Below are 24,919 nucleotides of genomic sequence, written 5' to 3' on the forward strand. Positions count from 1 at the left end.
GTGTGACCTCAGACGGTCTCGCCGGGACGGTCGTCCGTGAGGCCGGACGGCGTGGTCTTCTGAACCTGCAGCAGGAACTCGACGTTCGTCTTGGTGTCCTTGAGCTTGCCGAGCAGCAGCTCGATCGCCTGCTGCTGGTCCAGCGCACCCATGACCCGGCGCAGCTTGTAGACGATGCCGAGCTCCTCCTTGGACATGAGGATCTCCTCGCGACGGGTGCCGGACGCGTTGACGTCCACCGCCGGGAAGATCCGCCGGTCCGCGAGGTTGCGCGACAGCCGCAGCTCCATGTTGCCGGTGCCCTTGAACTCCTCGAAGATCACCTCGTCCATCTTCGAGCCCGTCTCCACCAGGGCGGAGCCGAGGATCGTCAGCGAGCCGCCCTCCTCGATGTTGCGTGCCGCGCCGAAGAACTTCTTCGGCGGGTAGAGCGCCGCGGCGTCCACACCACCGGACAGGATCCGGCCCGACGCCGGAGCCGCCAGGTTGTAGGCGCGCGACAGGCGGGTGATGGAGTCGAGCAGCACCACGACGTCCTGGCCGAGCTCGACCAGACGCTTGGCCCGCTCGATCGCGAGCTCGGCGACGATCGTGTGGTCGGACGCCGGGCGGTCGAACGTCGAGGCGATGACCTCGCCCTTGACCGTCCGCTCCATGTCCGTGACCTCTTCGGGGCGCTCGTCCACGAGCACCACCATGAGGTGGACCTCGGGGTTGTTCGCCGTGATCGCGTTGGCGATCTGCTGCATGATGATCGTCTTGCCGGCCTTGGGCGGGGAGACGATCAGACCGCGCTGCCCCTTGCCGACCGGCGCCACGATGTCGATGACGCGCGGGGTCAGCCGGGTCGCCTCGGGGTTCTCCAGGCGCAGGCGCTCCTGCGGGTACAGCGGCGTCAGCTTGGTGAACTCCGGACGCTGCCGGGCCTCCTCCGGCGTCATGCCGTTGACGGAGTCGAGGCGCACGAGGGCGGAGAACTTGTTGCGCGGGTTGTTCTTGCCGCCCCCGCCGCCGTTGTTCGGCTGGTCCTCGCCGTCGCGGGGCTGGCGGATCGCGCCGACGACGGCGTCACCGCGACGCAGGCCCGACTTGCGGACCTGGTTCATCGAGACGTAGACGTCCTTGGGCCCGGGCAGGTAGCCGCTGGTGCGCACGAACGCGTAGTTGTCGCGCATGTCGAGGATGCCCGCGACGGGGAGCAGCACGTCGTCCTCGCTGACCTCCGGCTCCTCCAGGGGCATGTCCGGCCCGTTGCCGCCGCGTCCGCCGCGGTTGCGGCGACGGTCGCGACCGCGGTCGCGGCCGCGCCGGCGCCGGGAGCCCGAGCGCTCCTGCTGGTCACCGCCGCGCTGGCGCTGGTCGCCCTGCTGACGGCCCTGGCCGCCCTGGTCGCCGCGGTTGTCGCCGGACCCGTCCTGGCCGTCCTGACCCCCGCGACGGCGGTTGTCGCCACCGTCGCCCTGGTTCGCGGAGTCGCCGCGGTGGCCGCCGTCCTGGCGGTCCGACCGGGGCTGGCGCTCCTTGGGCGCGGCGACGGCGTCGGCGAGCTCGGCCAGCCGGGCCTCGCGGTCGCTCGCGGACTCCGCGCCGCCGGCACGACCGGAGCCCTGCTCCGGAGCGGCGGCGCCCGAGGTGCGCACCGCACGGCGGCGGCGCGGGGCGTCCTCGGCGGGAGCCTCGGTCCGGACGGCGGGCGCGGCGGTCGACGCGGCGGCCACGGGGTCGGAGGAGGCCGCCTTGGCGGGGGCGTCCCCGCTCGCGGCCCGACGCTCGGGCGCCCGGCCCGCGTCGTCCCGGCGGCTGCCGCCGGACGCGCGGTTGGCGCGGATCGCGTCGGCCAGGTCGCTCTTGCGCATCCGGCTCGTTCCCTTGACGCCCATCTGGGACGCCATCGCCTGGAGCTCGGCAAGCTTCATCGAGCTCAGGCTGTCGGTGCTGTTCGTCACGAAGGACCCTTCCCCCTCGTATGCGGTCCCGCGGTGTGTCCGCGGGGACCGGGGTGGCGGGCGTCCGGGTGCTGGGGGCGCCCGGACGCGAAACCTCGCATCAGTGGTACGACGACGTCGGCTGACGGGGTTGCTGGCGGCCTTCGGCGCAGGAACCGGCGAGCGGGCTGCGATGGGGCTTCGGACGGACGCGTCGTTCGGACCGTCATCACGTGACGATGTCGACGTGGGTCAGGAACGACGACCTCATGCTCGTCCTGCCACCGTCCCGAAGGCTTGGTCCATGCTACCACTTCTGCAGACGGCCCCGGTGGTGTCGATCCCCGGCCGCCAGGCACGCCAACCTGCGACGCCGTCCACCAGGCCGGCGAGCACGCCGTCCAGGCCGGCGGTCTGCCGCTCGGCGGCGAGCACGAGCACGGTCGGGCCCGCACCCGACACGGTCGCGGCGTACCCCTCGGCCCGCAGCGCGCGCACGAGCTCCGCGGTCGCGGCCATGACCTCGGCCCGGTAGCCCTGGTGCAGCCGGTCCTCGGTGGCGTCCAGCAGCAGCTCCGGGCGCCGCGCCAGGGCCTCCACGAGGAGCGCCGCACGGCCGGCCGTGAAGGCCGCGTCGGCGTGTGGCACCTGCGCGGGGAGCACGCCGCGGGCCCGGCTGGTGGCGAGCTGGGTGTCGGGGACCAGCACCGTCGCGGTGATCCGGGGGTCGACCTCCAGGTCGACCGCCTGGGCGCCGGACGCCCCCGACCAGGCCAGCGTGGCACCGCCGCGCAGCGCGGGCGCCGCGTTGTCGGGGTGCCCCTCGAACTCGGTGGCGATGCGCAGCATCGTCGTCACGTCGAGGGACTGAGGGTCCGCGAGCAGCCCCCGCGCGGCCACGACGCCCGAGACGACCGCGGCCGCCGACGAGCCGAGGCCACGGCCGTGCGGGATCCGGTTCGTGCACCGCATGCGCAGACCGGTCAGCGGCGCGCCGGCGAGCTCGAGCGTGTGCCGCAGCGCCCGCACCACGAGGTGGTCCTCGCCGTCGGGCACCTGACCGGCACCCTCCCCGACGACGTCGACCGTGATCTCGTCGCTGGCCAGGAGGTCGACCTCGATCTCGTCGTGGAGACCCAGCGCGAGGCCCATGGCGTCGAACCCCGGACCGAGGTTGGCGCTGGTGGCGGGCACCCGCACCAGGACGTGATCGGTTCCGAGCTGCATCTCAGCCCAGCCCGAGAGCGTCGGCGACCGAGACGACGTCCGCCCCGACCCGGGTCGGGGTCACGTCGCCGCCGTCGGGCGTGCGCAGGGCCCACTGCGGGTCCTTCAGACCGTGGCCCGTGACGGTGACGACCACCCGGGCACCCGCCGGGACGAGGCCGCGCTCGGCGCGCGAGAGCAGGCCCGCGACGCCGGCGGCCGAGGCCGGCTCGACGAAGACGCCCACGTCGGCCGAGAGCACCCGGTGCGCCGCGAGGATCTCGGCGTCGGAGACGGCCTCGATGAACCCGCCGGAGTCGTCCCGGGCCGCCTCGGCCTGCGCCCAGGAGGCGGGGTTGCCGATGCGGATCGCCGTGGCGATGGTCTCGGGGTCGACGGGGTGCCCCGCGACGATCGGCGCGGCACCGGCGGCCTGGAACCCCCACATCGCCGGGGTCCGCGTCGCCACCGCCTCGGGCGCCGCACCGGGACCCTCCTCGCTCGTCGGGATCCCGGCGTACTCCCGGTAGCCCTTCCAGTAGGCCGTGATGTTGCCCGCGTTGCCCACCGGCAGGGCGTGGATGTCCGGGGCGTCGCCGAGGGCGTCGACCACCTCGAAGGCGGCGGTCTTCTGCCCCTCGATGCGGTCGGGGTTGACCGAGTTCACGAGCTCGACCGGGTAGGCCTCGGACAGCTTGCGCGCCACCACGAGGCAGTCGTCGAAGTTGCCGTCCACCTGGAGCAGCTTGGCGCCGTGCGCGATCGCCTGGCTCAGCTTGCCCATGGCGATCTTGCCGTCCGGCACCAGGACGGCGCAGACCATCCCGGCGCGGGTGGCGTAGGCGGCGGCCGAGGCCGAGGTGTTGCCGGTGGAGGCGCACACGACGGCCTGGGCGCCTCGGGCGGCGGCGGCGGAGATCGCCGTCGTCATCCCGCGATCCTTGAACGACGCGGTCGGGTTCATCCCCTCGACCTTGACGTAGACGTCGGCGCCGGTGCGCCGGGACAGCGCCGGGGCCTCGACGAGCGGCGTCCCGCCCTCGGCGAGGGTGACGATCTTCTCGGCGACGTGGGCCGGCAACCGGTCGGCGTACTCGGCGATGACACCCCGCCACTGATGGGCCGGCATGCTCAGACTCCCTCGACTCGCAGGACTGACGTGATCTGACGAACGGGTTCCAGGTCGCGCAGCGCGGAGACCGTCGCGGCGAGCGACGCCTCGCGGGCGGCGTGGGTGGTGATGACGAGACGGGCCACCGGCTCGCCCTCGTCGGGCACGGCACCGGGCGCCGGCTCCGAGGCGGGCTCGGCCTCGAAGGGCGCGGTGAGCGCCTCGCTCTGCCGCACGGTGTCGATGGACACGCCGTGGTCGGCCAGGACCCCGGCGACCTGGGCCAGGACACCGGTGCGGTCCGCGACCTCGAGGCGCACCTGGTAGCGGGTGACGGCGGCATCGGCGGACAGCACGGGCAGCGAGGCGTAGGCCGACTCGTGGGGTCCCTTGCCCCCGATGAGGCGGTCGCGGGCCGCCGACACGACGTCGCCGAGCACGGCCGAGGCGGTGGGCCGTCCGCCCGCGCCCTGGCCGTAGAACATCAGCGGTCCGGCACCCTCGGCCTCGACGAAGACGGCGTTGAACGCGCCGCGCACCGCGGCCAGCGGGTGGTCGGTCGGCACCAGCGCCGGGTGGACGCGCGCGGCGACGCCCTCGTCGGTGCGCTCGGCGATGGCGAGCAGCTTGAGGACGTAGCCCGTGCGTCGGGCCCAGTCGACGTCGTCGCTGGTGATGTGACGGATTCCCTCGCGCGCCACCTGGTGGATCGACACGCGCGTGTGGAACGCCAACGAGGCGAGGATGGCCGCCTTGGCCGCGGCGTCGTAGCCGTCGACGTCGGCCGTCGGGTCGGCCTCGGCGTACCCGAGCTCCTGGGCGCGCTTGACGACGTCCTCGAGGTCCATGCCCTGCGTGGTCATCTCGTCCAGGACGTAGTTCGTCGTGCCGTTGACGATGCCGAGGACCCGCTCGACCTGGTCCCCGGCCAACGACTCGCGCACCGGGCGCACGATCGGGATCGCCCCGGCGACGGCGGCCTCGAACGACAGGTCCGCGCGCGCCGCGTCGGCGGCCTCGAACAGGACCGGGCCCTGCTCGGCCAGGAGCTGCTTGTTCGCCGTGACGACGCTGGCGCCGCGCTCGAGCGCCCGCAGGATGAGCGTGCGCGCCGGCTCGATGCCGCCCATGAGCTCGACCACGACGTCGGCGGCGTCGACGAGCGCCTCGGCGTCCTCGGTCAGCAGGTCGGCGGGGATGCCCGGCCGCTCGCGCGAGGCGTCCCGCACGGCGATGCCCACGACCTCCAGCGGCGCCCCGGCACGGGCGGCCAGCTCGGCGGAGTTCTCGAGCAGGCCGCGGGCGACCTCGGTGCCGACCACGCCGCAACCGAGCAGGGCGACCCGCAGGGCGCGTTGCTCACGACGGTCGGTGTCCGACGTCGCGGTCACGGCGGGCCGGTGGTCTGCAGCGGGCACGGGGCCACCTTCGGTTCGGAAGTGCGGGGATCGAGGCTCAGGATAGCCGCGCGACGGCCCCGGCCGGACACGTCGTCCGCATCGTGACGCGACGAAGCCGACCGGCGTCGCGACATCACGATCCGGTCACAGTGTGACGGCCCACACACTTGCCCGATACATCTGTGTCACACATCACGCCTAGTGTGTCCGCCACATCAACCCTAACTGGGAGGACATTGTGCGCATCACCATGCGACGACGCCCGGTCGTGGGCGCGCTCGCCGCGTTCGGCCTCGCTGCCACCACCGTGGCGCTGCCGAGCATCGCGACCGCCGACGACCCGGACGGGCCGGAACCCCTGGCCCCCGTGCACACCGCACCCACGAGCGACCAGGACACGCTGGTCAACGAGACGCCCGGCGCCTGGTTCGTGGAGCTCGAGACCGCCCCGACCGCGCAGGGCGGCAAGGCTGCGGCCGTGCGCAGCGACCACGCGGCGTTCCGCCGTGCGGCCCGCGACGCCGGTGTCGAGTACACCGAGCGCGAAGAGTTCACCGCCCTGTTCAACGGCTTCTCCGTCGACATGGACAGCTCGCAGCTCGGCCGCCTGCAGCGGACCGAGGGCGTCGCCGCCATCTACCCGATGGTCCAGGTCGCCGTCCCGGAGCCCCAGACCGCCGCGATCCCCGACATGGCGACCGCGCTCGCGATGACCGGCAGCGACGTCGCGCAGAACGAGCTCGGGCTCACCGGCGAGGGCATCAAGGTCGCGGTGATGGACACCGGCATCGACTACGAGCACCCCGACTTCGGCGGCGGCGAGTTCCCGACCGAGCGGATCCCCTACGGCTACGACTTCGTCGGGGACGACTACAACGCCGGGTCGTCCGACCCCGCCGCGCGCGTCCCGCAACCCGACGGCGACCCGATGGACTGCCAGGGTCACGGCACCCACGTGGCCGGCATCGTCGGTGCCGACGGTGACGTCCTCGGCGTCGCCCCGGGGGTCACCTTCGGCGCGTACCGGGTCTTCGGCTGCGAGGGTTCCACCGAGGCCGACATCATGATCTCGGCGATGGAGAAGGCCCTCGAGGACGACATGGACATCCTCAACATGTCGATCGGCTCGTCCTTCACCTGGCCGGACTACCCGACCGCGACCGCCTCGGACGCCCTGGTGGACGCCGGCATGGTCGTCGTCGCCTCCATCGGCAACTCCGGCCGCACCGGCGTCTACTCCACCGGCGCCCCCGGTGTCGGCGAGAAGGTCATCGGCGTCGCGTCCGTGGACAACACGAACAACGACGCCGCGCTGGCCATCGCCGAGCCCTCCGGCACCGAGGTGCCGTACACGGTGCTCTCCGACGTCGCCGCCCCGCCCACCTCCGGCTCGACGGACCCGATGGTCCACGTCGGTCGCGGCTGCGTGGACACCCTGGGTGACGAGCTCCTCGCCGACCCCGCCGGCATGACCGCGCTGGTGGACCGCGGCGACTGCACCTTCGACGAGAAGTACTCCTCCGCGGTGGCCGCCGGCGCGACCGCCGTCGTCATCGCCAACAACATCCCCGGCCTGTTCAACGGCGGCGGCGTCGTGGACGCCGGTGTCCCGGGCATCGGGATCAGCCTGGCCAGCGGCGACGCGATCAAGGCCGAGATCGACGGCGGGGCCGACGTCACCCTGGCCTGGACCGACCAGACCACGTCCGTCGTCAGCCCGACCGGTGGCGAGAAGAGCGACTTCAGCTCGTACGGGCTCTCCCCCGACCTGACCCTGAAGCCTGACCTGGCCGCACCGGGCGGGAACATCCACTCGACGTACCCGCTGGCCAAGGGCGGCTACGCCACCCTGTCGGGCACCTCGATGGCGTCCCCGCACGTCGCCGGTGCCGCCGCGCTGCTGCTCGAGGCGGACCCGGAGATCGGCACCACCGAGATGCGGGACCTGCTGCAGAACACGGCCGAGCCGATCCTGTACGCCGGCACCTATGTCGAGACCGTGCACGGCCAGGGCGCCGGCCTGATCGACGTCCCGGCCGCCTACGCCGCGACGACCTCGGTCACCCCGGCGAAGATCTCGCTCGGTGAGTCCGTGGTGGACCGCGTCGACGGTGCGCCGGTGTACGAGCCGGTCACCACGACGCTGACGGTCGCGAACGACTCCGACGCCGAGGTCACCTACACGATGGGCCACACGACGGCGCTGGCGACCTACGGCGACACGTTCGCTCCGTCGCTCGCGATCCTCGACGGCACGGCGGAGTTCTCCGCCACGGAGGTCACCGTGCCGGCCGGGGAGTCGGCCGAGGTGGACGTCACGATCACCTCGCCCGGCTTCGACGGGTTCGAGGTCATCTACGGCGGGTTCGTCGAGATCACCGGCGACGACGGTTCCGAGGTCACGGTGCCGTACGCCGGCTTCGACGGCGACTACCAGGACATCGAGGCGATCACCCCGATCGACCTCGGTGACGGCGAGATGATCGACGTGCCGTGGGTCTCCCGCATCACGGAGTGCGCGGAGTTCGTCGAGTTCGACTGCATCGACCCGGCCGGGACGTTCAGCGAGGCCGGCGGCGAGTCGTTCACGCTCGACTGGGTCGACGGTCTGCCCGACTACCCCTACGTGGTGGCGCACTTCAACCACCAGGTCGAGGACTTCGAGATCTCGGTGATCGACAGCAAGGGTCGGACGAAGGGCGCCTTCACGGTCGCCGCCGACCTCGGCTCCCTCGGGCGCAGCGAGACCTCCGCCGGGATCCAGGCGTTCGTCTGGGACGGCACCGCGACCAAGAAGCGGGGCAACACCGAGGTCACCAAGACGCTGAAGGACGGCGACTACCAGCTCCACATCGACGCCCTCAAGGCGAACGGTGACCGGTCGAACCCCGACCACTGGGAGACCTGGACGTCCCCGACGTTCACCATCGACCGCCACTGACGGTCGGCACGGCGAACGGCCCCGCACCCTGCTCCAGGGTGCGGGGCCGTTCCGCGTGGTCGCTGCCTCATCGAGGTGGGCCCCGGCCCTCGCGAGGTAGGCAACGTCCTCGCGAGGTAGAACGCGGCCTACCTCGCCAGGGATGTGCCTACCTCGGCAGAACGCGGTCTACCTCGCGGAAGAGTTGCCTACCTCGGCGGGAGCTTGCCTGCCTCGGCGGGGGGCCTAGCCGAGGTCGAGCGCGAGCAGGTCCTCGACGGTCTCGCGGCGCACCAGCACCCGCGAGGCCCCGTCCGCCGCGGCGACGACCGGCGGCCGCGTCAGGGCGTTGTAGTTCGACGCCATGGACCGGCCGTAGGCACCGGTCGCGGCGACGGCGAGCAGGTCCCCGGCGCGCACGTCCGAGGGCAGGACGACCTCGTGCACGACGATGTCGCCGCTCTCGCAGTGCTTGCCGACCACCCGGGCCAGCACCTTCGCCGCGTCCGAGGACCGGCCGACGAGCTCCGCGTGGTAGTCGGCGCCGTACAGGGCCGGGCGGATGTTGTCGCTCATGCCGCCGTCGACCGACACGTAGAGCCGCGTGAAGGTCTCGTCGTCGGCGGAGCCGCCCGACACCGTGACGGGCTTGACGGTGCCGACGGTGTAGAGGGTCAGCCCCGCGGGTCCGACGATCGCCCGGCCCGGCTCGATGGAGAACCGCGGCAGCGGCATCGACAGCTCGCTGCACACGGCGGCGACCGCCTCGGCGACGTCGCGCGCCACCGGGGAAGGCTCGAGCGCCTCGTCGGTGGGCAGGTAGGCTATGCCGTACCCCCCACCGAGGTCGACCTCCTCGACGACGACGCCGGTGCGCTCGGCCAGGTCGGCCCGCAGCCGCAGCACCACGCGAGCCGCGGCCTCGAAGCCCGACGGGTCGAGGATCTGGGAGCCGATGTGCGAATGGATGCCGAGCAGCTCCAGCTCGGGCCGCGCCACGATCGCCTCCAGCGCCGCGAGCGCCGGGGAGGTGCCGCCGTCGTCCCCCGCCGTGACCGACAGACCGAACTTCTGGTCCTCGTGGGCGGTGGAGATGTACTCGTGGCCACCAGCGTGGACGCCGGTCGTGACGCGGAGCATCACGGGCGCGACGACGCCGCGCGCGGCGGCGAGGTCGGCCACGCGGTCGATCTCGACCCGGGAGTCGACGATGATCCGTCCGACCCCGGCGTCGAGGGCGGCGAGGATCTCCTCGTCCGCCTTGTTGTTGCCGTGCAGGCCGATGGCGGCACCCGGCACGCCGGCGCGCAGCGCCACCGCGAGCTCCCCGCCGGAGGCGGTGTCCACGCGCAGACCCTCCTGGGTTGCCCAGCGTGCGACGGCGACGGTCAGCAGCGCCTTGCCCGCGTAGTAGACGTCGACGCCGGCACCGACCTGCTCGAACGCCGCCTCGAAGGCCTGGCGGTAGGCACGCGCCCGGGCGCGGAAGTCGGCCTCGTCCAGCACGTAGGCGGGAGTGCCGTGCTCGGCCGCGAGATCACCGACGCCGACCCCGCCGACCTCCAGCTCGCCGTCGTCGCGACGCCGCGCCGTGGAGGGCCAGGGCACGCCGGCCGCGTCGGCGCCGCCGGTCGGCAGCGCCGTCGTCGTCCCCGTCGCGGTGGGGTGGCCGCCGGCGCTCACATCCGCTCCGGTGCGCTGACGCCCAGCAGGTCGAGACCGTTGGCCAGGACCTGGCGGACGGCGTCGTTCAGCCACAGGCGCGTGCGGTGCACGTCCTGCACGTCCTCGTCGGGGTACGGCAGCACCCGGCACTCGGCGTACCACTTGTGGTAGTCGGCGGCGAGCCCCTCGAGGTAGCGGGCGATGCGGTGCGGCTCGCGCAGCTCGGCCGCCTGGGCGACGATCCGCGGGAACTCGGTCAGGCGACCGATGAGCACGGCCTCGGTCGGGTGGTCGAGCAGTGCCGGGTCGAACCCGTCGGCGCCGTCGTCGAGCACGCGACGCACCGCCCGGTCGGCCGCGTTGCGGTCCACCGCACAGGTGCGCGAGTGCGCGTACTGGACGTAGAAGACCGGGTTGTCGTTGGACTGCTTGATCATCTCCTCGCCGGCGAGCTCCAGCGGGGTGTCGGCCGGGTACCGCGACAGGGAGTACCGCACCGCGTCGGCACCGATCCACTCCACGAGGTCGCGCAGCTCGATGATGTTGCCGGCCCGCTTGGAGAGCTTGGCGCCCTGGACGGAGACGAGCTGGCCGATGAGGATCTCGATGTTGGCGGCGGGGTCGTCCCCGGCGGCGGCCGAGATGGCCTTGAGCCGGTTGATGTACCCGTGGTGGTCCGCGCCCAGCAGGTAGATCTTGCCCGGGAACCCGCGGTCCTTCTTGGACAGGTAGTACGCGGCGTCGGCGGCGAAGTACGTCGGCTCGCCGTTCGCGCGGATCAGCACACGGTCCTTGTCGTCGGTGAAGTCCGTGGTGCGCAGCCAGACCGCTCCGCCGTCGTCGTAGACGTGGCCCTGCTCGCGCAGGCGCTCGACCGCCGTCGTCACCGCGCCGGAGTCGTGCAGCGTCCGCTCGGAGAACCAGACGTCGAAGTGCACGCCGAAGGAGTCCAGCACGTCGCGGATCTCCGCGAGCTGCAGCCGGTAGGCCTCGTCGCGGGCGAGCGCCACGCCCTCGTCCTCGGGCAGGTCGACGATCTGCGGGTTCGCTGCCAGCACCTGGCGGCCCAGCTCGGCGACGTACTCGCCGCGGTAGCCGCCCTCGGGCACCTCGGTGCCGTGGATCTGGGCGAGCACGGAGGCGCCGAAGCGGTCCATCTGCGCGCCGGCGTCGTTGATGTAGTACTCGGCCGTGACGTCGGCGCCGGCGGCGCGCAGGATCCGGACCAGGGAGTCACCCAGGGCCGCCCAGCGGGTGTGGCCGATGTGCAGCGGACCGGTCGGGTTGGCGGAGATGTACTCGAGGTCGATGACCTGCCCGTCCAGCGCGTCGGACCGGCCGTACTCGGCACCCGCCTCGACGATCGTCCGGGCCAGCTCGCCCGCGGCGCCGGCCTCCAGCGTGATGTTGAGGAAGCCGGGTCCGGCGACGTCGACGGCCTTGATGCCCGGGGTCGAGCCCAGGCGCCCGGCCAGGTCCTCCGCGAGCGCCCGAGGCGTCGTGCCGGCCTTCTTGGCCAGCTGGAGCGCGACGTTGGTCGCCCAGTCCCCGTGCTCGCGCTGCTTCGGTCGCTCGACGTGGACGGTCGACGGCAGGGCGTCGGCGTCGAGGGCGAGGGTGCCGTCGGCCACGGCCGAGGCGAGGGCAGCGCTGAGTGCTTCGGAGAGCTCGTCGGGTGTCACCGGGCGATTCTATCGGCCTCGCGCCGTGGGACCCGGCACGGTTTTCCGACCTGCCAACTCTCGGTGGTAGTCTCGTGCACCGTGCCGAGCGATCGTCGTCCGCGACGGTGAGTGCCCGGCGCCCGCGCCTGTAGCTCAGTGGATAGAGCGTCTGCCTCCGGAGCAGAAGGTCGGGGGTTCGAGTCCCTCCAGGCGCACCGCAGAGGTCCCCGGGTCGTCCACGACCCGGGGACCTTCGTCGTTCTTGACCCGCGCATGACGCGCGCCCTACCTTCGGGCCACCGTCGCCATGGCCGGCGGCAGAGCGGAGGACGAACCATGCGCACCACGGACCGACCCACGTCGCTCGGTCTCCTCCTCGGCGTGGCCGCCGCGGTCGTCGGCGCGGCGGCCTACGTCACGGCGATCGGGTACCTCGACCTGCGGGCCTCGAGCATCGGTACCGGAGCCCGGCTCGGCTGGGACATGGTCCCCACGATCGTGCCGCCGCGAGCGCCGGTGTGGGAGGGGCTCGCCCTCGCCGCCGTGACGGCGCTGGCCTTCTGGCCGCTCTGGCGGTGCCATCGCACGGCGTCGTCCCGGTGGCACCAGCTGCCCGTGTGGGCTGCTCTCGTGACGGTGCTCGGCCTGACGGCCTGGGCCGCGGTGACCACCGAGCTCCCGTACAGCGCCATGTCCGTCCTGGCCGGCCGACCCTCCGCCTGGGACGGCGGGGTGGCCGACCCGCTCGCCGTGGCCTGGACGCGCCAGGGCGCGCTCAGCCCCGCGACGCCGGTCTTCGTCGGTGTCCTCGTCGTGCTCGCGCTCGCGCGCCCGGGGGCCCGCCGCGCAGCGGATCCCGCGACGACGGAGGTCGCGATCGAGGACGATCGGCCGACCCGCTGACCCGGCGGCAGGCCGCCGGGCTCGCAGCCCCGCGCGAGGGAGGCTCGCTCCCCCGCACGGGGGTGGTGCGGGCCGTGTGCCGCCGGACAGGATCGTCGTCATGAGCAGTCACGACACCTTCATGCAGACCGTGAACGCCGATCGCCGCTGGGTGGCACCGGCCGTGCTGGCCGCCGTGCTCGGACTGTTCCTGCTGAACTCACCGCTCTCGCGGCCGATCGCCGTGATGTCCTCCTCGCAGGACGGCGTCGTCGGGGCGACAACAGGCAGGACCTCACTCCTGGTCGGCACAAGCTGGCTCGATACCAGCGGCATGATCAACCTCGTCTCCGTGGCCACCGGGTTGAGCTGCGTGACTGCCGTCGTGCTGGCCCGCCGTCGTCCGTTCACCGCGACGGCACTGGCGGCCTGGCCGTTCGTCACGATCCCGCTTCTGGGCCAGTTCGTCTGGGGCTGGTGGCTCGCGCTGCTGATGATCACCTGCCTGGTCGTGCAGGACTCCTGGCGCCGCGCCGCCGTCCCGCTCGTGGCGACCCTGGCGACCGCGTGGTGGTACGTGGTCAGCGACGTCCCGGCCATGCTGCCGATCGGCCCGGTGACCGCGGGCAGCGCCGACGCCCGGGAGGTCGTGGAAGCAGGTGTGCTCTACACCGTTGCGGTCGCCGTCGTCGTCGGCGCAGCAGCGGCGATCCGACTCGTCCGCGAGTCCTGGCGCCGCAGCGACCGAGCGGCCGCCGTCGAACAGCACGCGCTCGAGGTGGAGTCCGTCGCGACCGAGCGGGCACGGCTGGCCCGCGACCTGCACGACGTCGTCGCCCACCACGTCTCCCTGGTGGCGGTCCGCGCCGAGTCTGCCCCGTACACCCACCCCGACCTGGACGCGAACGCCCGGCGGGTCCTGGCCGAGATCGCCGACGACGCCCGCTCCGCCCTCGGCGAGCTGCGCCAGGTCCTGTCGGTGCTGCAGCGCACCGAGGGATCCGGTCGGGCGCCTCAGCCGACCGCGTGCGACGTCGCCGGCCTGGTCGACGAGGCCCGGGCCGCCGGCCAGGACGTCACGCTGACCGGCGACTGCGACGACGTGCCGGACGCGCCGGGGTACGTCCTCTACCGGGCGGCACAGGAGGCCCTGACCAACGCCCGTCGACACGCCCCCGGCTCCCCCACCACCGTCGAGCTGACCCACGCGGCACAGGTCGCCGGGCTGCGCGTGACCAACCCCGTCGACCGTGCCGACGCCGTCGTCGTGCCCGGGCGCGGCCTGACCGGCATGCATGAGCGTGTCGAAGCACTCGGCGGAACGCTCACCGCCGGTGTGGAGGCCTCCGCGTTCGTGCTCGTCGTGGCGCTGCCCACCGACCCCGACCACGGGCCGACGGCGGCACTCCCCCAGCGCGGGGAGATCGCGTGACACGCGTCGTCGTCGCCGACGACCAACCGGTCGTGCTGCACGGATTCGCCTCGATCCTGGACTCCGCCGACGACCTGGACGTGGTCGGCACCGCCCGGGACGGGGCCGAGCTGCTGACCGCCGTCGCCCGCGACGCACCGGACGTCGCCGTCGTCGACATCCGCATGCCGGTCCTCGACGGCATCGCCGCGACCGTCCGCCTCGCCGCGGAGCAGCCGGCGACCCGCGTGCTCATCCTGACCACGTTCGACCTGGACGAGTACGTCTACGACGCCCTGAGGGCAGGGGCCAGCGGATTCCTGCTCAAGGATGTCACCGGCGACCGCCTCATCGAGGGCGTCCGGCTCGTCGCCGACGGCTCCATGCTCCTCGGCCCCCAGGTGACGCGCCGCCTCGTCGACGACTTCGCCGGGCGGGCCGCGACGCGCGACGTGATCGGGCTCGACACCCTCACCGCACGCGAGACCGAGGTGCTCCTCGAGGTGGCCCGCGGCCGGTCCAACACCGAGATCGCCGCCGAGCTGTTCATCGGGGACGAGACCGTCAAGTCCCACGTCTCGGAGATCCTGCGCAAGCTCGGCTGCCGCGACCGCGTCCAGCTCGTCATCACCGCCTACGAGGCCGGGCTGGTGCGCTGACTTCCGGCGGTGACGACGACCTCCCGGACGGGTGCAGTACCGGGTACCCCCGTAGACGCGCCGCACGGTCCACGTTAGGTTCACCCCCAGGCAGGCGTCGACGCCGACGTCGTGCGCCCCGACGTCGATCCGGAGGACCCATGCTCGACCACACCGTCCGCACCTATCGCGCCGACGAGCCGCTGGCCCGCACCGACCAGCTCGCCTGGAAGATCGCCGACGTCGCGGCGGAGCAGCTCGAGCCGCTCCCGGAGGTCACCGACATGGTGATCAACCGGATCATCGACAACGCCGCGGTGGCCACGGCGTCCCTGGGCCGCGCGCCGATCCTGGCCGCCCGCGCCCAGGCCGAGGCGCACCCGGTCTCGCGCGGCGGCTCCGGGTCGACGGTCTTCGCCTCGCAGCACCGCACCAGCCCCGAGTGGGCGGCCTGGGCCAACGGCGTGGCCGTGCGCGAGCTGGACTACCACGACACGTTCCTCGCCGCGGAGTACTCCCACCCGGGCGACAACATCCCCCCGATCCTCGCCGTCGCCCAGCACCTGGGCCGGGACGGCGCCGAGCTGCTGCGCGGCATCGTCACCGGGTACGAGATCCAGGTGAACCTGGTCAAGGGCATCTGCCTGCACGAGCACAAGATCGACCACGTCGCGCACCTGGGACCGAGCGCCGCGGCGGGGATCGGCACGCTGCTGGGGCTGCCGAACGAGACCATCTACCAGGCCGTCGGCCAGGCCCTGCACACGACGACGGCGACGCGACAGTCCCGCAAGGGCGAGATCTCCACCTGGAAGGCCCACGCACCCGCCTTCGCCGGCAAGATGGCGATCGAGGCGGTCGACCGGGCCATGCGCGGCCAGACGTCCCCGAGCCCGATCTACGAGGGCACGGACGGCTTCATCGCCTGGATGCTCTCGGGCCCCGAGGCGCGCTACACCGTGCCGCTGCCCACCCGGGGCGAGGACCGCCGCGCCATCCTGGACACCTACACCAAAGAGCACTCCGCCGAGTACCAGGCCCAGGCGTGGATCGACCTGGCACGCCGGCTGGGCACCGAGCGTCCCGAGCTGCGCGAGGCCAAGTCGGTGCGCTCCATCGTGCTGCACACGTCGCACCACACCCACTACGTCATCGGCTCCGGGTCCGGCGACCCGCAGAAGTACGACCCGACGGCGAGCCGCGAGACGCTCGACCACTCGATCCCGTACATCTTCACCGTCGCCCTCCAGGACGGCGCGTGGGACCACGCCGCCAGCTACGCCCCGGAGCGCGCCGGCCGACCGGACACCGTCGAGCTGTGGCGCAAGGTCACCACGGCCGAGGACCCGGAGTGGACGCGCCGCTACCACTCGGCCGACCCGGACGAGAAGTCGTTCGGCGGCCGGGTGGAGATCGAGCTGGCCGACGGCGAGACGATCGTCGACGAGATCGCCGTCGCGGACGCCCACCCCTACGGAGCACGGCCCTTCGGCCGCGAGCAGTACGTGGCGAAGTTCCGCACCCTGGCCGACGGCGTGCTGGCGCCCGAGGAGATCGACCGCTTCCTCGACGTCGCCCAGCGGCTGCCGAAGCTGAGCGCGGAGGAGCTCTCCGAGCTCACCGTCACCCCGGCGTCCGACCCGATGGCCGGCGCCGACCTGCGGGGCGGGATCTTCTGATGCTGTACTCGGACCTCACCCCTGCCGCCAAGCGCGCCGCGTTCCGCGAGCGCCTGACCTCCGGGGAGCTGCTGCAGCTCCCGGGGGCGTTCAACCCGCTCTCGGCCCGGCTGATCGAACGCCACGGGTTCGACGGCGTCTACGTCTCGGGTGCCGTCGTCGCGGCCGACCTGGGCCTGCCCGACGTCGGTCTGACGACGCTGAGCGAGGTCGCCGGCCGGGCGAGCCAGATCGCCCGCATGACCGACCTGCCGACGCTGGTGGACGCCGACACCGGGTTCGGCGAGGCCATGAACGTGGCCCGTACGGTCCAGACCATGGAGGACGCCGGCGTCGCCGGGCTCCACATCGAGGACCAGGTCAACCCCAAGCGCTGCGGCCACCTCGACGGCAAGCAGGTGGTCGACGAGGCCACCGCCCTGCAGCGGATCCGCGCGGCCGTCACCGCTCGCCGCGACGAGAACCTGCTGATCATGGCGCGCACCGACATCCGGGCGGGGGCGGGGCTGGACGCCGCGATCGACCGTGCCCGGGCGCTCGTGGAGGCCGGGGCGGACGCCGTCTTCCCGGAGGCGATGCGCGACCTCGACGAGTTCGCCGCGATGACGGACGCGCTCGAGGTGCCGGTCCTGGCGAACATGACCGAGTTCGGCAAGTCTGAGCTCTTCACCGCCGACCATCTGCGCGACGCCGGGATCGCCCTGGTGATCTACCCCGTCTCGCTGCTGCGCCTGGCCATGGGCGCCGCCGACCGCGGCCTGACGGCGCTGCGCGCCGAGGGGTCGCTCGCCTCGCAGGTCGAGCACATGCAGACCCGGGCCGACCTGTACGAGCTGCTCGACTACCCGGCGTACAACACCTTCGACGCCGGGGTGTACGACTTCTCCCTCGAGGGCCACCACCACTGACCCGCGAGAGATCCCGAGACGACACCGCGCACACCGCGTCCGTCATCCGAGCGAAGGAGCACCGATGACCGAGTCCCGCCGCACCGACGAACCAGAGATCCACAAGGGGCTCGCCGGTGTGTACGCCGACACCACGGCCGTGTCCAAGGTCGACCCGGCGTCGAACTCCCTGCTGTACCGGGGCTACCCCGTGCAGGACCTGGCCGACACCCAGCCCTTCGAGGCGGTGGCCCACCTGCTGTGGCACGGCGAGCTGCCCACGGACGCCGAGCTGGAGACGCTGCGGGCGACCGAGCGTGCGCACCGCGACCTCGGCGACGACGTGCGCACGGCGATCGACCTGCTGCCCACCGACGCCCACCCCATGGACGACGTGCGCACGGCGCTGAGCGTCATCGGCGCGCGGGAGACCGCCGGGGTCGACCTGCTCGCGCTGGCCGACGCGGGGACGACGGCGGAGCACGCCGTGCGGCTGTTCGCCGAGCTGCCCGCGGTGGTCGCCTACACCCAGCGGCGCCGCCACGGCCAGGAAGCCGTCGCCCCACGCGACGACCTGGACCACGCGGCGAACACGCTGTGGATGACGTTCGGCACCGAGCCGGACGAGACCGTCGTGGACGCCTTCAACCGCTCGATGATCCTGTACGCCGAGCACTCCTTCAACGCCTCGACGTTCACCGCCCGGGTGGTGGCCTCCACCCTCAGCGACGTGCACTCGGCCGTCGTCGCCGCCGTCGGCGCCCTCAAGGGGCCGCTGCACGGCGGGGCGAACGAGGCGGTCATGCACGCCTTCACCGAGATCGGGTCGGCCGACCGGGCCGAGGCGTGGCTGGACGAGGCGCTGGCGGCCAAGCGCAAGGTCATGGGCTTCGGCCACCGGGTCTACAAGCACGGCGACTCCCGGGTGCCGACGATGAAGGCCGCCCTGGACGACCTGGTCGAGCACTTCGACCGCCAGGATCTCGGCGACCTGTACGCGGCGCTGGAGTCGGCGTTCGTCGAGCGCAAGGGGATCTACCCGAACCTCGACTACCCGGCCGGGCCCGCCTACCACCTCATGGGGTTCGACACCGAGACGTTCACCCCGCTGTTCGTCGCGGCCCGCGTCACCGGCTGGACGGCGCACATCGCCGAGCAGCAGGCGGCGAACTCGCTGATCCGCCCGCTCTCGTCGTACGTGGGGCACGAGCGCCGAGACGTCCCGCGCCCCTGACGCTGTTTCGCCCGCCCCACAGCCCCGTCGCCCCGGTCGCCCCGTCGCCCGTTGTGGGCATGAAATCTGCAGGTCGGCACCCGCCAGGAGCTGCAGATTTCATGCCCACAACGGTGGGATGGGGCGCGATCAGGGGTGGGGCGGGGCGCGATCAGGGGTGCGGGCGCGGCTGGGTCAGGAGGGCAGCTCCTGGTTGGGCCCGAAGTCGTCGCGGAACGAGGGGCCGCGGGCCGCGAGCTCCTCGGCGTAGGAGGCCGCCCACTCGCCGTAGGGCCGCACGGCCAGCGACTCGTTGGAGAACCGCCGGTCGTCCGTGATCTCGGTGACGCAGAAGTCCGGGATCTGCAGCTCCGTGACCGGCCCCGACCGCTCGCACTCGGCGACGATCAAGGGGTGGTTCGCCCCGCCGAAGACGTCGATCGACCAGCCGTCGGCGCCGAGCCAGGCGGCGTACCGGGTCTTGACGACCCGCGCACCACCGCGACGGACGAGCTCGACGGCGACGAGCGGGTCGAGCTGCCGCTCGGCCTCGTACCGGGTACCGCCGGCCGAGGGGCCCTTGACCGTCATCGCCGCGAAGTCGACCCGGTCGCGCCAGACGTCGAGGACCTCGCGCGCGTCGCTGCGCCCGTCCAGGGCGGCGTCCACTCCCCCGGCCTGGGCACGCACGCGCAGCGCGTAGCCGCCGTCGGACAGGAAGTAGGACTGGACGATCAGCGACGGAGCGTCGCGCAGCACGTCGGGCAGGTCGCGCACGAGGAACCGGCGCTCGAACTCGAAGTCTGAGTAGTCCGTGGACATGTCCCCGAGACTACGCCCGCCCTCGCGGCTCAGTGCCAGGTGGAGACTTCCTCGACCCCGGGGCGGAACTCGAAGTGCCACGGCTCGTACTTGCCGGAGCCGCCGCGCTGCGCCCACGGCGGGTTCTCCCAGCCGTACATCGGGGCGTTGTCCCAGAGCCAGCCGTAGACCTCGGAGCTCCCGGTCTCCTTCGAGCAGAGGTCGATGGCCAGGCCCCAGCCGTGCATCGACGTGCCCGGCGTCGCGGCGAGGTAGCCGCGGCTGGCCTTGACGGCGTACTGCGAGGAGAGCGAGCGGTAGCTGTCGACCAGGCACAGGTTCCGGCCGAAGCGCGCCTTGAACGCCTCGTTGAGCGCGCTCAGCGAGACGGCGGCGTCCGGCCGCAGCTGCTCGCCGCCCTGCCACAGGTCGCAGAGCGAGTGGTCGGCGAGCCGACCGTTGCTCCCCTCGACGGGGGCGTCCGGGTCGCAGTCCGGCAGCGGCTCACGGTCGGCGGTCGCACGGCTGGCGACGTCCATGTTGCGCTCGCGCGGCACGGCCGCGATGGCGGAGGCGGTCGGGGGCGCCGTCGTGCCGGACTCCAGCAGCGACAGCGTGGACGGGCCGGACGGCTGCGTCTCCCGGTCGAACGGCGACCGTTCGTCGCCCTGGGCGCCGGCGGTCAGCGGGCCGGCGATCGTCACCGCGGCGAGAGAGCCCAGCACGGTGGCCCGCGTCACCCAGGTGTGGCCTGCCGGTGCGGCGTGCGCGCCACGGGCCCGGGACCGTCCTCCGGAGGACCGGCGTCGCGACGTCCGTGCCGCGCGACCCTGCTCGGCCTCGCGGAGCTCACGGCGGGAGCGCGGAGCGGGTGCGTCGCCCTGCGACGTCGTGTCCACGCCACCTCCTGCATCCGTCCCCGCCGAGCGCGGGTCACACGTCCTACCGACATCCCGACCGACCTGCGACGACGCCCTGGACGAGCACGTCACGGCCGATCTGTGACCGCACCTTAGCGGTGACCCGACTCACGTCCAAGTCCCAGGTTGTTCACACCCTGTTCAGACCTCACCGACGGCGCTGCATCGCGTCACGGACCTCGCCGACCAGCTCCTCGAGGATGTCCTCGAGGAAGACGACGCCGACCGTGCGGCCCGCGTCGTCGACCCGGGCGAGGTGCGCGCCGGAACGCTGCATCGCCCGCAGGGTGTCCTCGACCTCGTCGGTCGGGTCGACCGTCGCCATGGCCCGGACCCGCCACATCGGCACCGGCCGCGACCGGTTGCCGTTGGTGGCGTACAGGACGTCCTTGAGGTGCAGGTAGCCGAGCAGCCGTGCCGCCCCGCCGCCGTCATCGACGGACTCGGCCTCGGCCTCGGTCTCGGTCTCGATCATCGGGAACCGGCTGTAGCCGGTGCGCGAGACCTCGTGCTCGACGTCGTCGGGTGTCGCGCCGGGCGACACCGTCACGAGCGCGTCGACGGGGACCATGACGTCGCGGGCGGTGCGCGAGGAGAACTCGATCGCGCCGGTGAGCAGCCCCTGGTCGTCCTCCAGCACGCCCTCGGCGCGGGAGGCCTCGACGATCGACTGCACCTCCTCGACCGTGAAGGCCGAGGCGACCTCGTCCTTCGGCTCGACACCCAGCATCCGGATGACGTGGTTGGCGACCCAGTTCAGCGCCACGATGATCGGCCGGACCACGCGCGCGATGAAGACGAGCGGCGGAGCGAACCACAGCGCGGCCCGCTCCGGACCGGTGACGGCCAGGTTCTTCGGCACCATCTCGCCGAGCACGACGTGCAGGTAGACCACGATGCCGAGCGCGATGACCAGCGCCACCGGGTGGACCAGCTGCTCCGGGATCCCCATCCGCTCGAAGGGGCCCTCGAGCAGGTGCGCGAGCGCCGGCTCGGCGATGATGCCCAGACCGGTCGAGCACACGGTGATGCCGAGCTGGGCGCACGCCAGCATGAGCGAGACGTTCTCCATCGCCCACAGGACGACCTTGGCGCGCTTCTCCCCCGCCTGTGCGCGCGGCTCGATGGTCGAGCGCCGCACGGACAGCACGGCGAACTCCGCGCCGACGAAGAAGGCGTTGCCCACGAGCAGCAGCAGGCCGATCAGCAGGGCGGTCCCGGTGCTCATGCCGTCACCTCCTGCCCGGATCGCACGCGCAGCCGTTCGACGCGGCGTCCGTCGACCAGGTCGACGCGCAGGACGACGTCCTCGCAGGCGACCTCGTCACCGACCTGCGGCAAGCGGCCCAGCCGTTCCATGACGAGCCCGCCGAGGGTCTCGTAGGACGGCGACTCCGGCACGCGCAGCCCGGTCGACTCCTCCAGCTCGTCGGGCCGCAGGACGCCGGGGACGGACCAGGCGCCGTCCGCGAGCCGCGCCACGCCGCCGCGACGCCGGTCGTGCTCGTCGGTGACGTCGCCGACGAGCTCCTCGACGACGTCCTCCAGGGTCACGACACCGGAGGTGCCGCCGTACTCGTCGACCACCACGGCCATCTGCAGCCCGAGCCCGCGCAGCTCGACGAGCAGCGGGCCGAGGCTGACGGTCTCGGGCACGCGCGGCGCGTCGACCATCAGCGCCCCCGCGGGCACGTCGTCGCGCCGGTCGAACGGCACCGAGACCGCCCGACGCAGGTGCACGAGGCCGACGACGTCGTCGCGGTCGTCGCCGATCACCGGGAACCGCGAGTGGCCGGTGCGGTGCGCGAGCCCGACGACCTCGGTCGCGCTCGTGTCCCGGTTGACCACGACCATGCGGGTGCGGTCGGTCATCACGTCGCGTGCGGCCAGCTCGTCCAGCTCCAGGGAGTTGGCCAGCAGGGTCGCGGTGCCCTTCTCCAGCGTCCCTTCCTGGGCCGAGCGCCGCACGAGCGAGATCAGCTCGGTGGCCGAGCGCGCGCCGGAGAGCTCCTCGCGCGGCTCGACGCCCATCCGCCGCAGGATGGCGTTCGCCGACCCGTTGAGGACGCGGATGAGCGGGCCCGCCGCGATGGTGAAGGCCCGCTGCAGCGGCACGACCGCCCGGGCGGTGCCGTGCGGCGCCGACAGGGCGAAGTTCTTGGGGATCAGCTCGCCGAAGAGCATCGAGAATCCGTTGACCACGACGAGCGCGAGCACGACGGCGAGCACGGCGGAGGCGCCCTCGCCCAGCGGCGTCGCCGCGAACGAGGCGCCGAACAGCGACAGCAGCGCGGGCTGGGCCGTGTAGCCGAGCAGGATGGTGGTGGCGGTGATCCCGACCTGCGCGGAGCTGAGCTCCGTGGACAGGTGCTTGAGCCCGGCTCGGACGATACGGTCCCGACGATCGGGACCTGTCCGGCCGGGCGAGGGACTGTCGCCCTCCTCGTCGTCGGCCCCCACGACCGCGGGGTCCAGGGTCACGAGGGAGAACTCGCTCGCCACGAAGATCGCGGTACCGGCCGTGAGCAGCACACCGACACCGAGCATGAGCACGTCGGTCAGCACGGGAGGCCCCGCAGACCGGTATATCGACTGTCGTCCATCGCGCACAGATGCTATCCGCTCCGCGGCGGCGCACGCCACGCCAGCCGATGCCCAGCGAAGACACAGGGTGTGCGTGCAAGATGGGGTCATGACCACCACTGCGAGCGGCCCCGGGCAGGGGCAGCAGAACGCCACGGTGCTCGTCGTCGAGGACGAGCCGGCCATCGCGACGGCCATCGCGCAGCGCCTCTCCGCCGAGGGCTGGCGCGTCGAGGTCGCCCGCGACGGCCTCGCCGGTGTCGACGCCGCCGCCCGGCTCCACCCCGACGCCGTGGTGCTCGACGTCATGCTGCCCGGGATCGACGGGCTGGAGGTCTGCCGGCGGATCCAGGCGGACCACCCGACCCCGATCCTCATGCTCACCGCGCGCGACGACGAGACGGACATGATCATCGGCCTCGGCGTGGGCGCCGACGACTACATGACGAAGCCGTTCTCGATGCGGGAGCTGGTCGCCCGCGTCAAGGCGCTGCTGCGTCGGGTGGAGCGTGCCGCGCAGGCCGCGGCGTCGGCCCCTGCCGAGCCCCCGCTGGTCGCCGGCGACGTGACGATCGACCGCGCCCAGCGGCGGGTCCACCGCGAGGGCGAGGAGGTGCACCTGACGCCGACGGAGTTCGAGCTGCTGGTGATGCTCGCCAGCGCGCCCAAGACGGTCCAGACCCGCGAGAAGCTGCTCGCCGAGGTCTGGGACTGGGCCGACGCCAGCGGGACGCGCACGGTGGACTCGCACATCAAGGCCCTGCGCCGCAAGCTCGGGCCGGAGCTGATCCGCACGGTGCACGGGGTCGGCTACGCGTTCGAACCGCCGGCGGGCTGAGCGTGCCCGCCGCGCGCGACGACGACGGCGGCCGACGGCGGGAGCACCGGCTCCCGGACGTCCGCCCCCTGGACCCCATCCACTCGCTCAAGGCCAAGCTGGGTCTGCTGGTGGTCGCCAGCGTGACCGTCGGGGTGCTCATCACCTGGGTGGGCCTGCGCAACGAGTTCGGGCCCAGCCGGACCTTCCCCCTGGCGATCATCGTCTCGCTGGTGCTCACCCAGCTCCTCGCCCGCGGCATGACGTCTCCGCTGCGGCAGATGACGGCGGCGGCCCAGGCGATGGCGGACGGCGACTACTCCATCCGGGTGCGCTCCACGAGCCGTGACGAGGTCGGCCAGCTCGCCGAGGCCTTCAACACGATGGCGGGCGACCTGGAGTCGTCCGACCGGATCCGCCGCGACCTCATCGCCAACGTCTCCCACGAGCTGCGCACCCCGGTGGCCGCGCTGCAGGCCCAGCTCGAGAACCTCGTCGACGGTGTCTCCGAGCCCACCCCGGCGACCCTCGAGCTGTCGCTGGAGCAGACGGAACGCCTCACCCGGCTGGTCACCTACCTGCTCGACCTGTCACGGGTGGAGGCGGGCGCGTCGGCGCTGACGCTGACGCAGTTCTCCGTGGGCGACTTCCTCGAGGAGTGCGCCGAGTCGATGTCGATGGTCGACGCCGCCAAGGGGCTGCACTACGTCGTCGACGTCACTCCCGAGGACCTCGGTCTGGAGGCCGACGTCGAACGGCTGCGCCAGGTGGTCACCAACCTGCTGCAGAACGCGATCCGGCACTCGCCGCACGGTGGCACGGTCCGGCTGGACGCCTACCCGGACCGCGACGACGTCGTCATCGAGGTGAGCGACGAGGGGCCGGGGATCGCTCCGGAGGACCGCGAGCGCGTGTTCGAGCGGTTCGCCAGCGGCGCCCCGAGCGTGCGGTCGCTGGCCAGCACCAGCGGCGGGACGGGGATCGGGCTGGCGATCGTGCGGTGGGCCGTGGACCTGCACGGCGGTCACGTCGAGGTCGCCGACACCGAGGTCGGTGCCACCATGCGGGTCGCGCTGCCCGCGGAGGCCCGCCCCGCCCCCGGGGTCACCACCGAGTGACGACACCATGTCACATCGTGAGATCGGTCACAGGGAAACCTGACCGACTCACGGACGTGAGCGGGCCATGACGCCGGAC

19 protein-coding genes and 1 tRNA gene are annotated in these 24,919 nt (G+C 72.8%); 10 read left to right on the top strand and 10 right to left on the bottom strand.

The window, feature by feature from the left end; translation table 11 throughout:
- Positions 1-8: 8 nt before the first annotated feature.
- The 4 genes from rho to V5O49_RS03785 all read right to left on the bottom strand — a co-directional run bounded on the left by rho (position 9) and on the right by V5O49_RS03785 (position 5,633).
- Positions 9-1,946: a transcription termination factor Rho gene (rho, locus tag V5O49_RS03770; RefSeq protein ID WP_332901056.1), complete on the bottom strand. Its 1,938-nt coding sequence runs from the start codon at positions 1,944-1,946 to the stop codon at positions 9-11.
- 246 nt (positions 1,947-2,192) lie between these two features.
- The gene (gene thrB, locus V5O49_RS03775) at positions 2,193-3,152 is read right to left on the bottom strand and encodes a homoserine kinase (RefSeq protein WP_332901057.1); all 960 of its coding nucleotides are present in this window, start codon (positions 3,150-3,152) and stop codon (positions 2,193-2,195) included.
- 1 nt (position 3,153) lies between these two features.
- Positions 3,154-4,260, bottom strand: a complete 1,107-nt coding sequence (thrC, locus tag V5O49_RS03780; RefSeq protein WP_332901058.1) for a threonine synthase — start codon at positions 4,258-4,260, stop codon at positions 3,154-3,156.
- Between the two features lie 2 nt (positions 4,261-4,262).
- A complete protein-coding gene (locus V5O49_RS03785) occupies positions 4,263-5,633 on the bottom strand; it encodes a homoserine dehydrogenase (RefSeq protein ID WP_332901081.1) in 1,371 nt (456 codons plus the stop codon).
- A 259-nt stretch (positions 5,634-5,892) separates the two neighbouring features.
- Between V5O49_RS03785 and V5O49_RS03790 the strand changes: the two genes are divergently transcribed.
- Complete coding sequence (locus V5O49_RS03790) at positions 5,893-8,583, top strand: S8 family serine peptidase (protein ID WP_332901059.1); 2,691 nt, start codon at positions 5,893-5,895, stop codon at positions 8,581-8,583.
- Positions 8,584-8,808: 225 nt separating this feature from the next.
- Here V5O49_RS03790 and lysA read toward each other — a convergent pair whose 3' ends face one another.
- Together lysA and argS are read right to left on the bottom strand one after the other, a co-directional pair.
- Entirely contained in the window at positions 8,809-10,200 is a 1,392-nt protein-coding gene (gene lysA / locus V5O49_RS03795; RefSeq protein ID WP_405001136.1) for a diaminopimelate decarboxylase, read from the bottom strand.
- 41 nt (positions 10,201-10,241) lie between these two features.
- Positions 10,242-11,909, bottom strand: coding sequence for an arginine--tRNA ligase (gene argS / locus V5O49_RS03800; protein WP_332901060.1), 1,668 nt, complete (start codon positions 11,907-11,909; stop codon positions 10,242-10,244).
- 124 nt (positions 11,910-12,033) lie between these two features.
- On the opposite strand from argS, the gene V5O49_RS03805 reads away from it, so the two are divergent.
- The 7 genes from V5O49_RS03805 to V5O49_RS03835 all read left to right on the top strand — a co-directional run bounded on the left by V5O49_RS03805 (position 12,034) and on the right by V5O49_RS03835 (position 18,622).
- A tRNA-Arg gene (locus V5O49_RS03805) sits at positions 12,034-12,106 on the top strand.
- Between the two features lie 121 nt (positions 12,107-12,227).
- Positions 12,228-12,794: a hypothetical protein gene (locus V5O49_RS03810; protein ID WP_332901061.1), complete on the top strand. Its 567-nt coding sequence runs from the start codon at positions 12,228-12,230 to the stop codon at positions 12,792-12,794.
- A 100-nt stretch (positions 12,795-12,894) separates the two neighbouring features.
- Complete coding sequence (locus V5O49_RS03815) at positions 12,895-14,205, top strand: sensor histidine kinase (protein WP_332901062.1); 1,311 nt, start codon at positions 12,895-12,897, stop codon at positions 14,203-14,205.
- Positions 14,202-14,843: a response regulator transcription factor gene (locus tag V5O49_RS03820; protein ID WP_332901063.1), complete on the top strand. Its 642-nt coding sequence runs from the start codon at positions 14,202-14,204 to the stop codon at positions 14,841-14,843. Before V5O49_RS03815 ends, V5O49_RS03820 begins: the two co-directional genes overlap by 4 nt.
- Before the next feature lie 140 nt (positions 14,844-14,983).
- The gene (locus V5O49_RS03825) at positions 14,984-16,501 is read left to right on the top strand and encodes an MmgE/PrpD family protein (RefSeq protein ID WP_332901064.1); all 1,518 of its coding nucleotides are present in this window, start codon (positions 14,984-14,986) and stop codon (positions 16,499-16,501) included.
- Entirely contained in the window at positions 16,501-17,409 is a 909-nt protein-coding gene (gene prpB, locus V5O49_RS03830) for a methylisocitrate lyase (protein ID WP_332901065.1), read from the top strand. The genes V5O49_RS03825 and prpB overlap by 1 nt, the downstream gene beginning before the upstream one ends.
- Before the next feature lie 64 nt (positions 17,410-17,473).
- On the top strand, positions 17,474-18,622 hold the full coding sequence (locus V5O49_RS03835; protein ID WP_332901066.1) for a bifunctional 2-methylcitrate synthase/citrate synthase: 1,149 nt from the start codon (positions 17,474-17,476) through the stop codon (positions 18,620-18,622).
- A gap of 174 nt (positions 18,623-18,796) precedes the next feature.
- Here the strand turns inward: V5O49_RS03835 and V5O49_RS03840 are convergent, their stop codons facing one another.
- The 4 genes from V5O49_RS03840 to V5O49_RS03855 form a co-directional block, all read right to left on the bottom strand.
- Positions 18,797-19,423 carry a CYTH domain-containing protein gene (locus V5O49_RS03840; RefSeq protein WP_332901067.1) on the bottom strand — a complete coding sequence of 209 codons (627 nt, stop codon included), beginning with the start codon at positions 19,421-19,423 and terminating at the stop codon, positions 18,797-18,799.
- A gap of 29 nt (positions 19,424-19,452) precedes the next feature.
- Positions 19,453-20,301, bottom strand: coding sequence for a M15 family metallopeptidase (locus tag V5O49_RS03845; protein WP_332901068.1), 849 nt, complete (start codon positions 20,299-20,301; stop codon positions 19,453-19,455).
- A 169-nt stretch (positions 20,302-20,470) separates the two neighbouring features.
- On the bottom strand, positions 20,471-21,550 hold the full coding sequence (locus V5O49_RS03850) for a hemolysin family protein (protein ID WP_332901069.1): 1,080 nt from the start codon (positions 21,548-21,550) through the stop codon (positions 20,471-20,473).
- Complete coding sequence (locus tag V5O49_RS03855; RefSeq protein ID WP_332901070.1) at positions 21,547-22,887, bottom strand: hemolysin family protein; 1,341 nt, start codon at positions 22,885-22,887, stop codon at positions 21,547-21,549. The genes V5O49_RS03850 and V5O49_RS03855 overlap by 4 nt, the downstream gene beginning before the upstream one ends.
- A 127-nt stretch (positions 22,888-23,014) precedes the next feature.
- Between V5O49_RS03855 and V5O49_RS03860 the strand changes: the two genes are divergently transcribed.
- The gene (locus V5O49_RS03860; protein WP_278235084.1) at positions 23,015-23,743 is read left to right on the top strand and encodes a response regulator transcription factor; all 729 of its coding nucleotides are present in this window, start codon (positions 23,015-23,017) and stop codon (positions 23,741-23,743) included.
- Positions 23,744-23,745: 2 nt separating this feature from the next.
- Entirely contained in the window at positions 23,746-24,840 is a 1,095-nt protein-coding gene (locus tag V5O49_RS03865) for a sensor histidine kinase (protein WP_332901071.1), read from the top strand.
- Positions 24,841-24,919: the final 79 nt, after the last annotated feature.

It is taken from the genome of Isoptericola haloaureus, assembly GCF_036689775.1.
GTDB lineage: Bacteria > Actinomycetota > Actinomycetes > Actinomycetales > Cellulomonadaceae > Isoptericola > Isoptericola haloaureus.

Excerpts from the sequence above, each read along its gene's own strand:
- thrB (WP_332901057.1), bottom strand. The coding sequence starts at position 3,152 with ATGCAGCTCGGAACCGATCACGTCCTGGTGCGGGTGCCCGCCACCAGC.
- thrC (WP_332901058.1), bottom strand. The coding sequence starts at position 4,260 with ATGCCGGCCCATCAGTGGCGGGGTGTCATCGCCGAGTACGCCGACCGG.
- V5O49_RS03790 (WP_332901059.1), top strand. The coding sequence starts at position 5,893 with ATGCGACGACGCCCGGTCGTGGGCGCGCTCGCCGCGTTCGGCCTCGCT.
- V5O49_RS03810 (WP_332901061.1), top strand. The coding sequence starts at position 12,228 with ATGCGCACCACGGACCGACCCACGTCGCTCGGTCTCCTCCTCGGCGTG.
- V5O49_RS03815 (WP_332901062.1), top strand. The coding sequence starts at position 12,895 with ATGAGCAGTCACGACACCTTCATGCAGACCGTGAACGCCGATCGCCGC.
- V5O49_RS03825 (WP_332901064.1), top strand. The coding sequence starts at position 14,984 with ATGCTCGACCACACCGTCCGCACCTATCGCGCCGACGAGCCGCTGGCC.
- prpB (WP_332901065.1), top strand. The coding sequence starts at position 16,501 with ATGCTGTACTCGGACCTCACCCCTGCCGCCAAGCGCGCCGCGTTCCGC.
- V5O49_RS03835 (WP_332901066.1), top strand. The coding sequence starts at position 17,474 with ATGACCGAGTCCCGCCGCACCGACGAACCAGAGATCCACAAGGGGCTC.
- V5O49_RS03840 (WP_332901067.1), bottom strand. The coding sequence starts at position 19,423 with ATGTCCACGGACTACTCAGACTTCGAGTTCGAGCGCCGGTTCCTCGTG.
- V5O49_RS03850 (WP_332901069.1), bottom strand. The coding sequence starts at position 21,550 with ATGAGCACCGGGACCGCCCTGCTGATCGGCCTGCTGCTGCTCGTGGGC.
- V5O49_RS03860 (WP_278235084.1), top strand. The coding sequence starts at position 23,015 with ATGACCACCACTGCGAGCGGCCCCGGGCAGGGGCAGCAGAACGCCACG.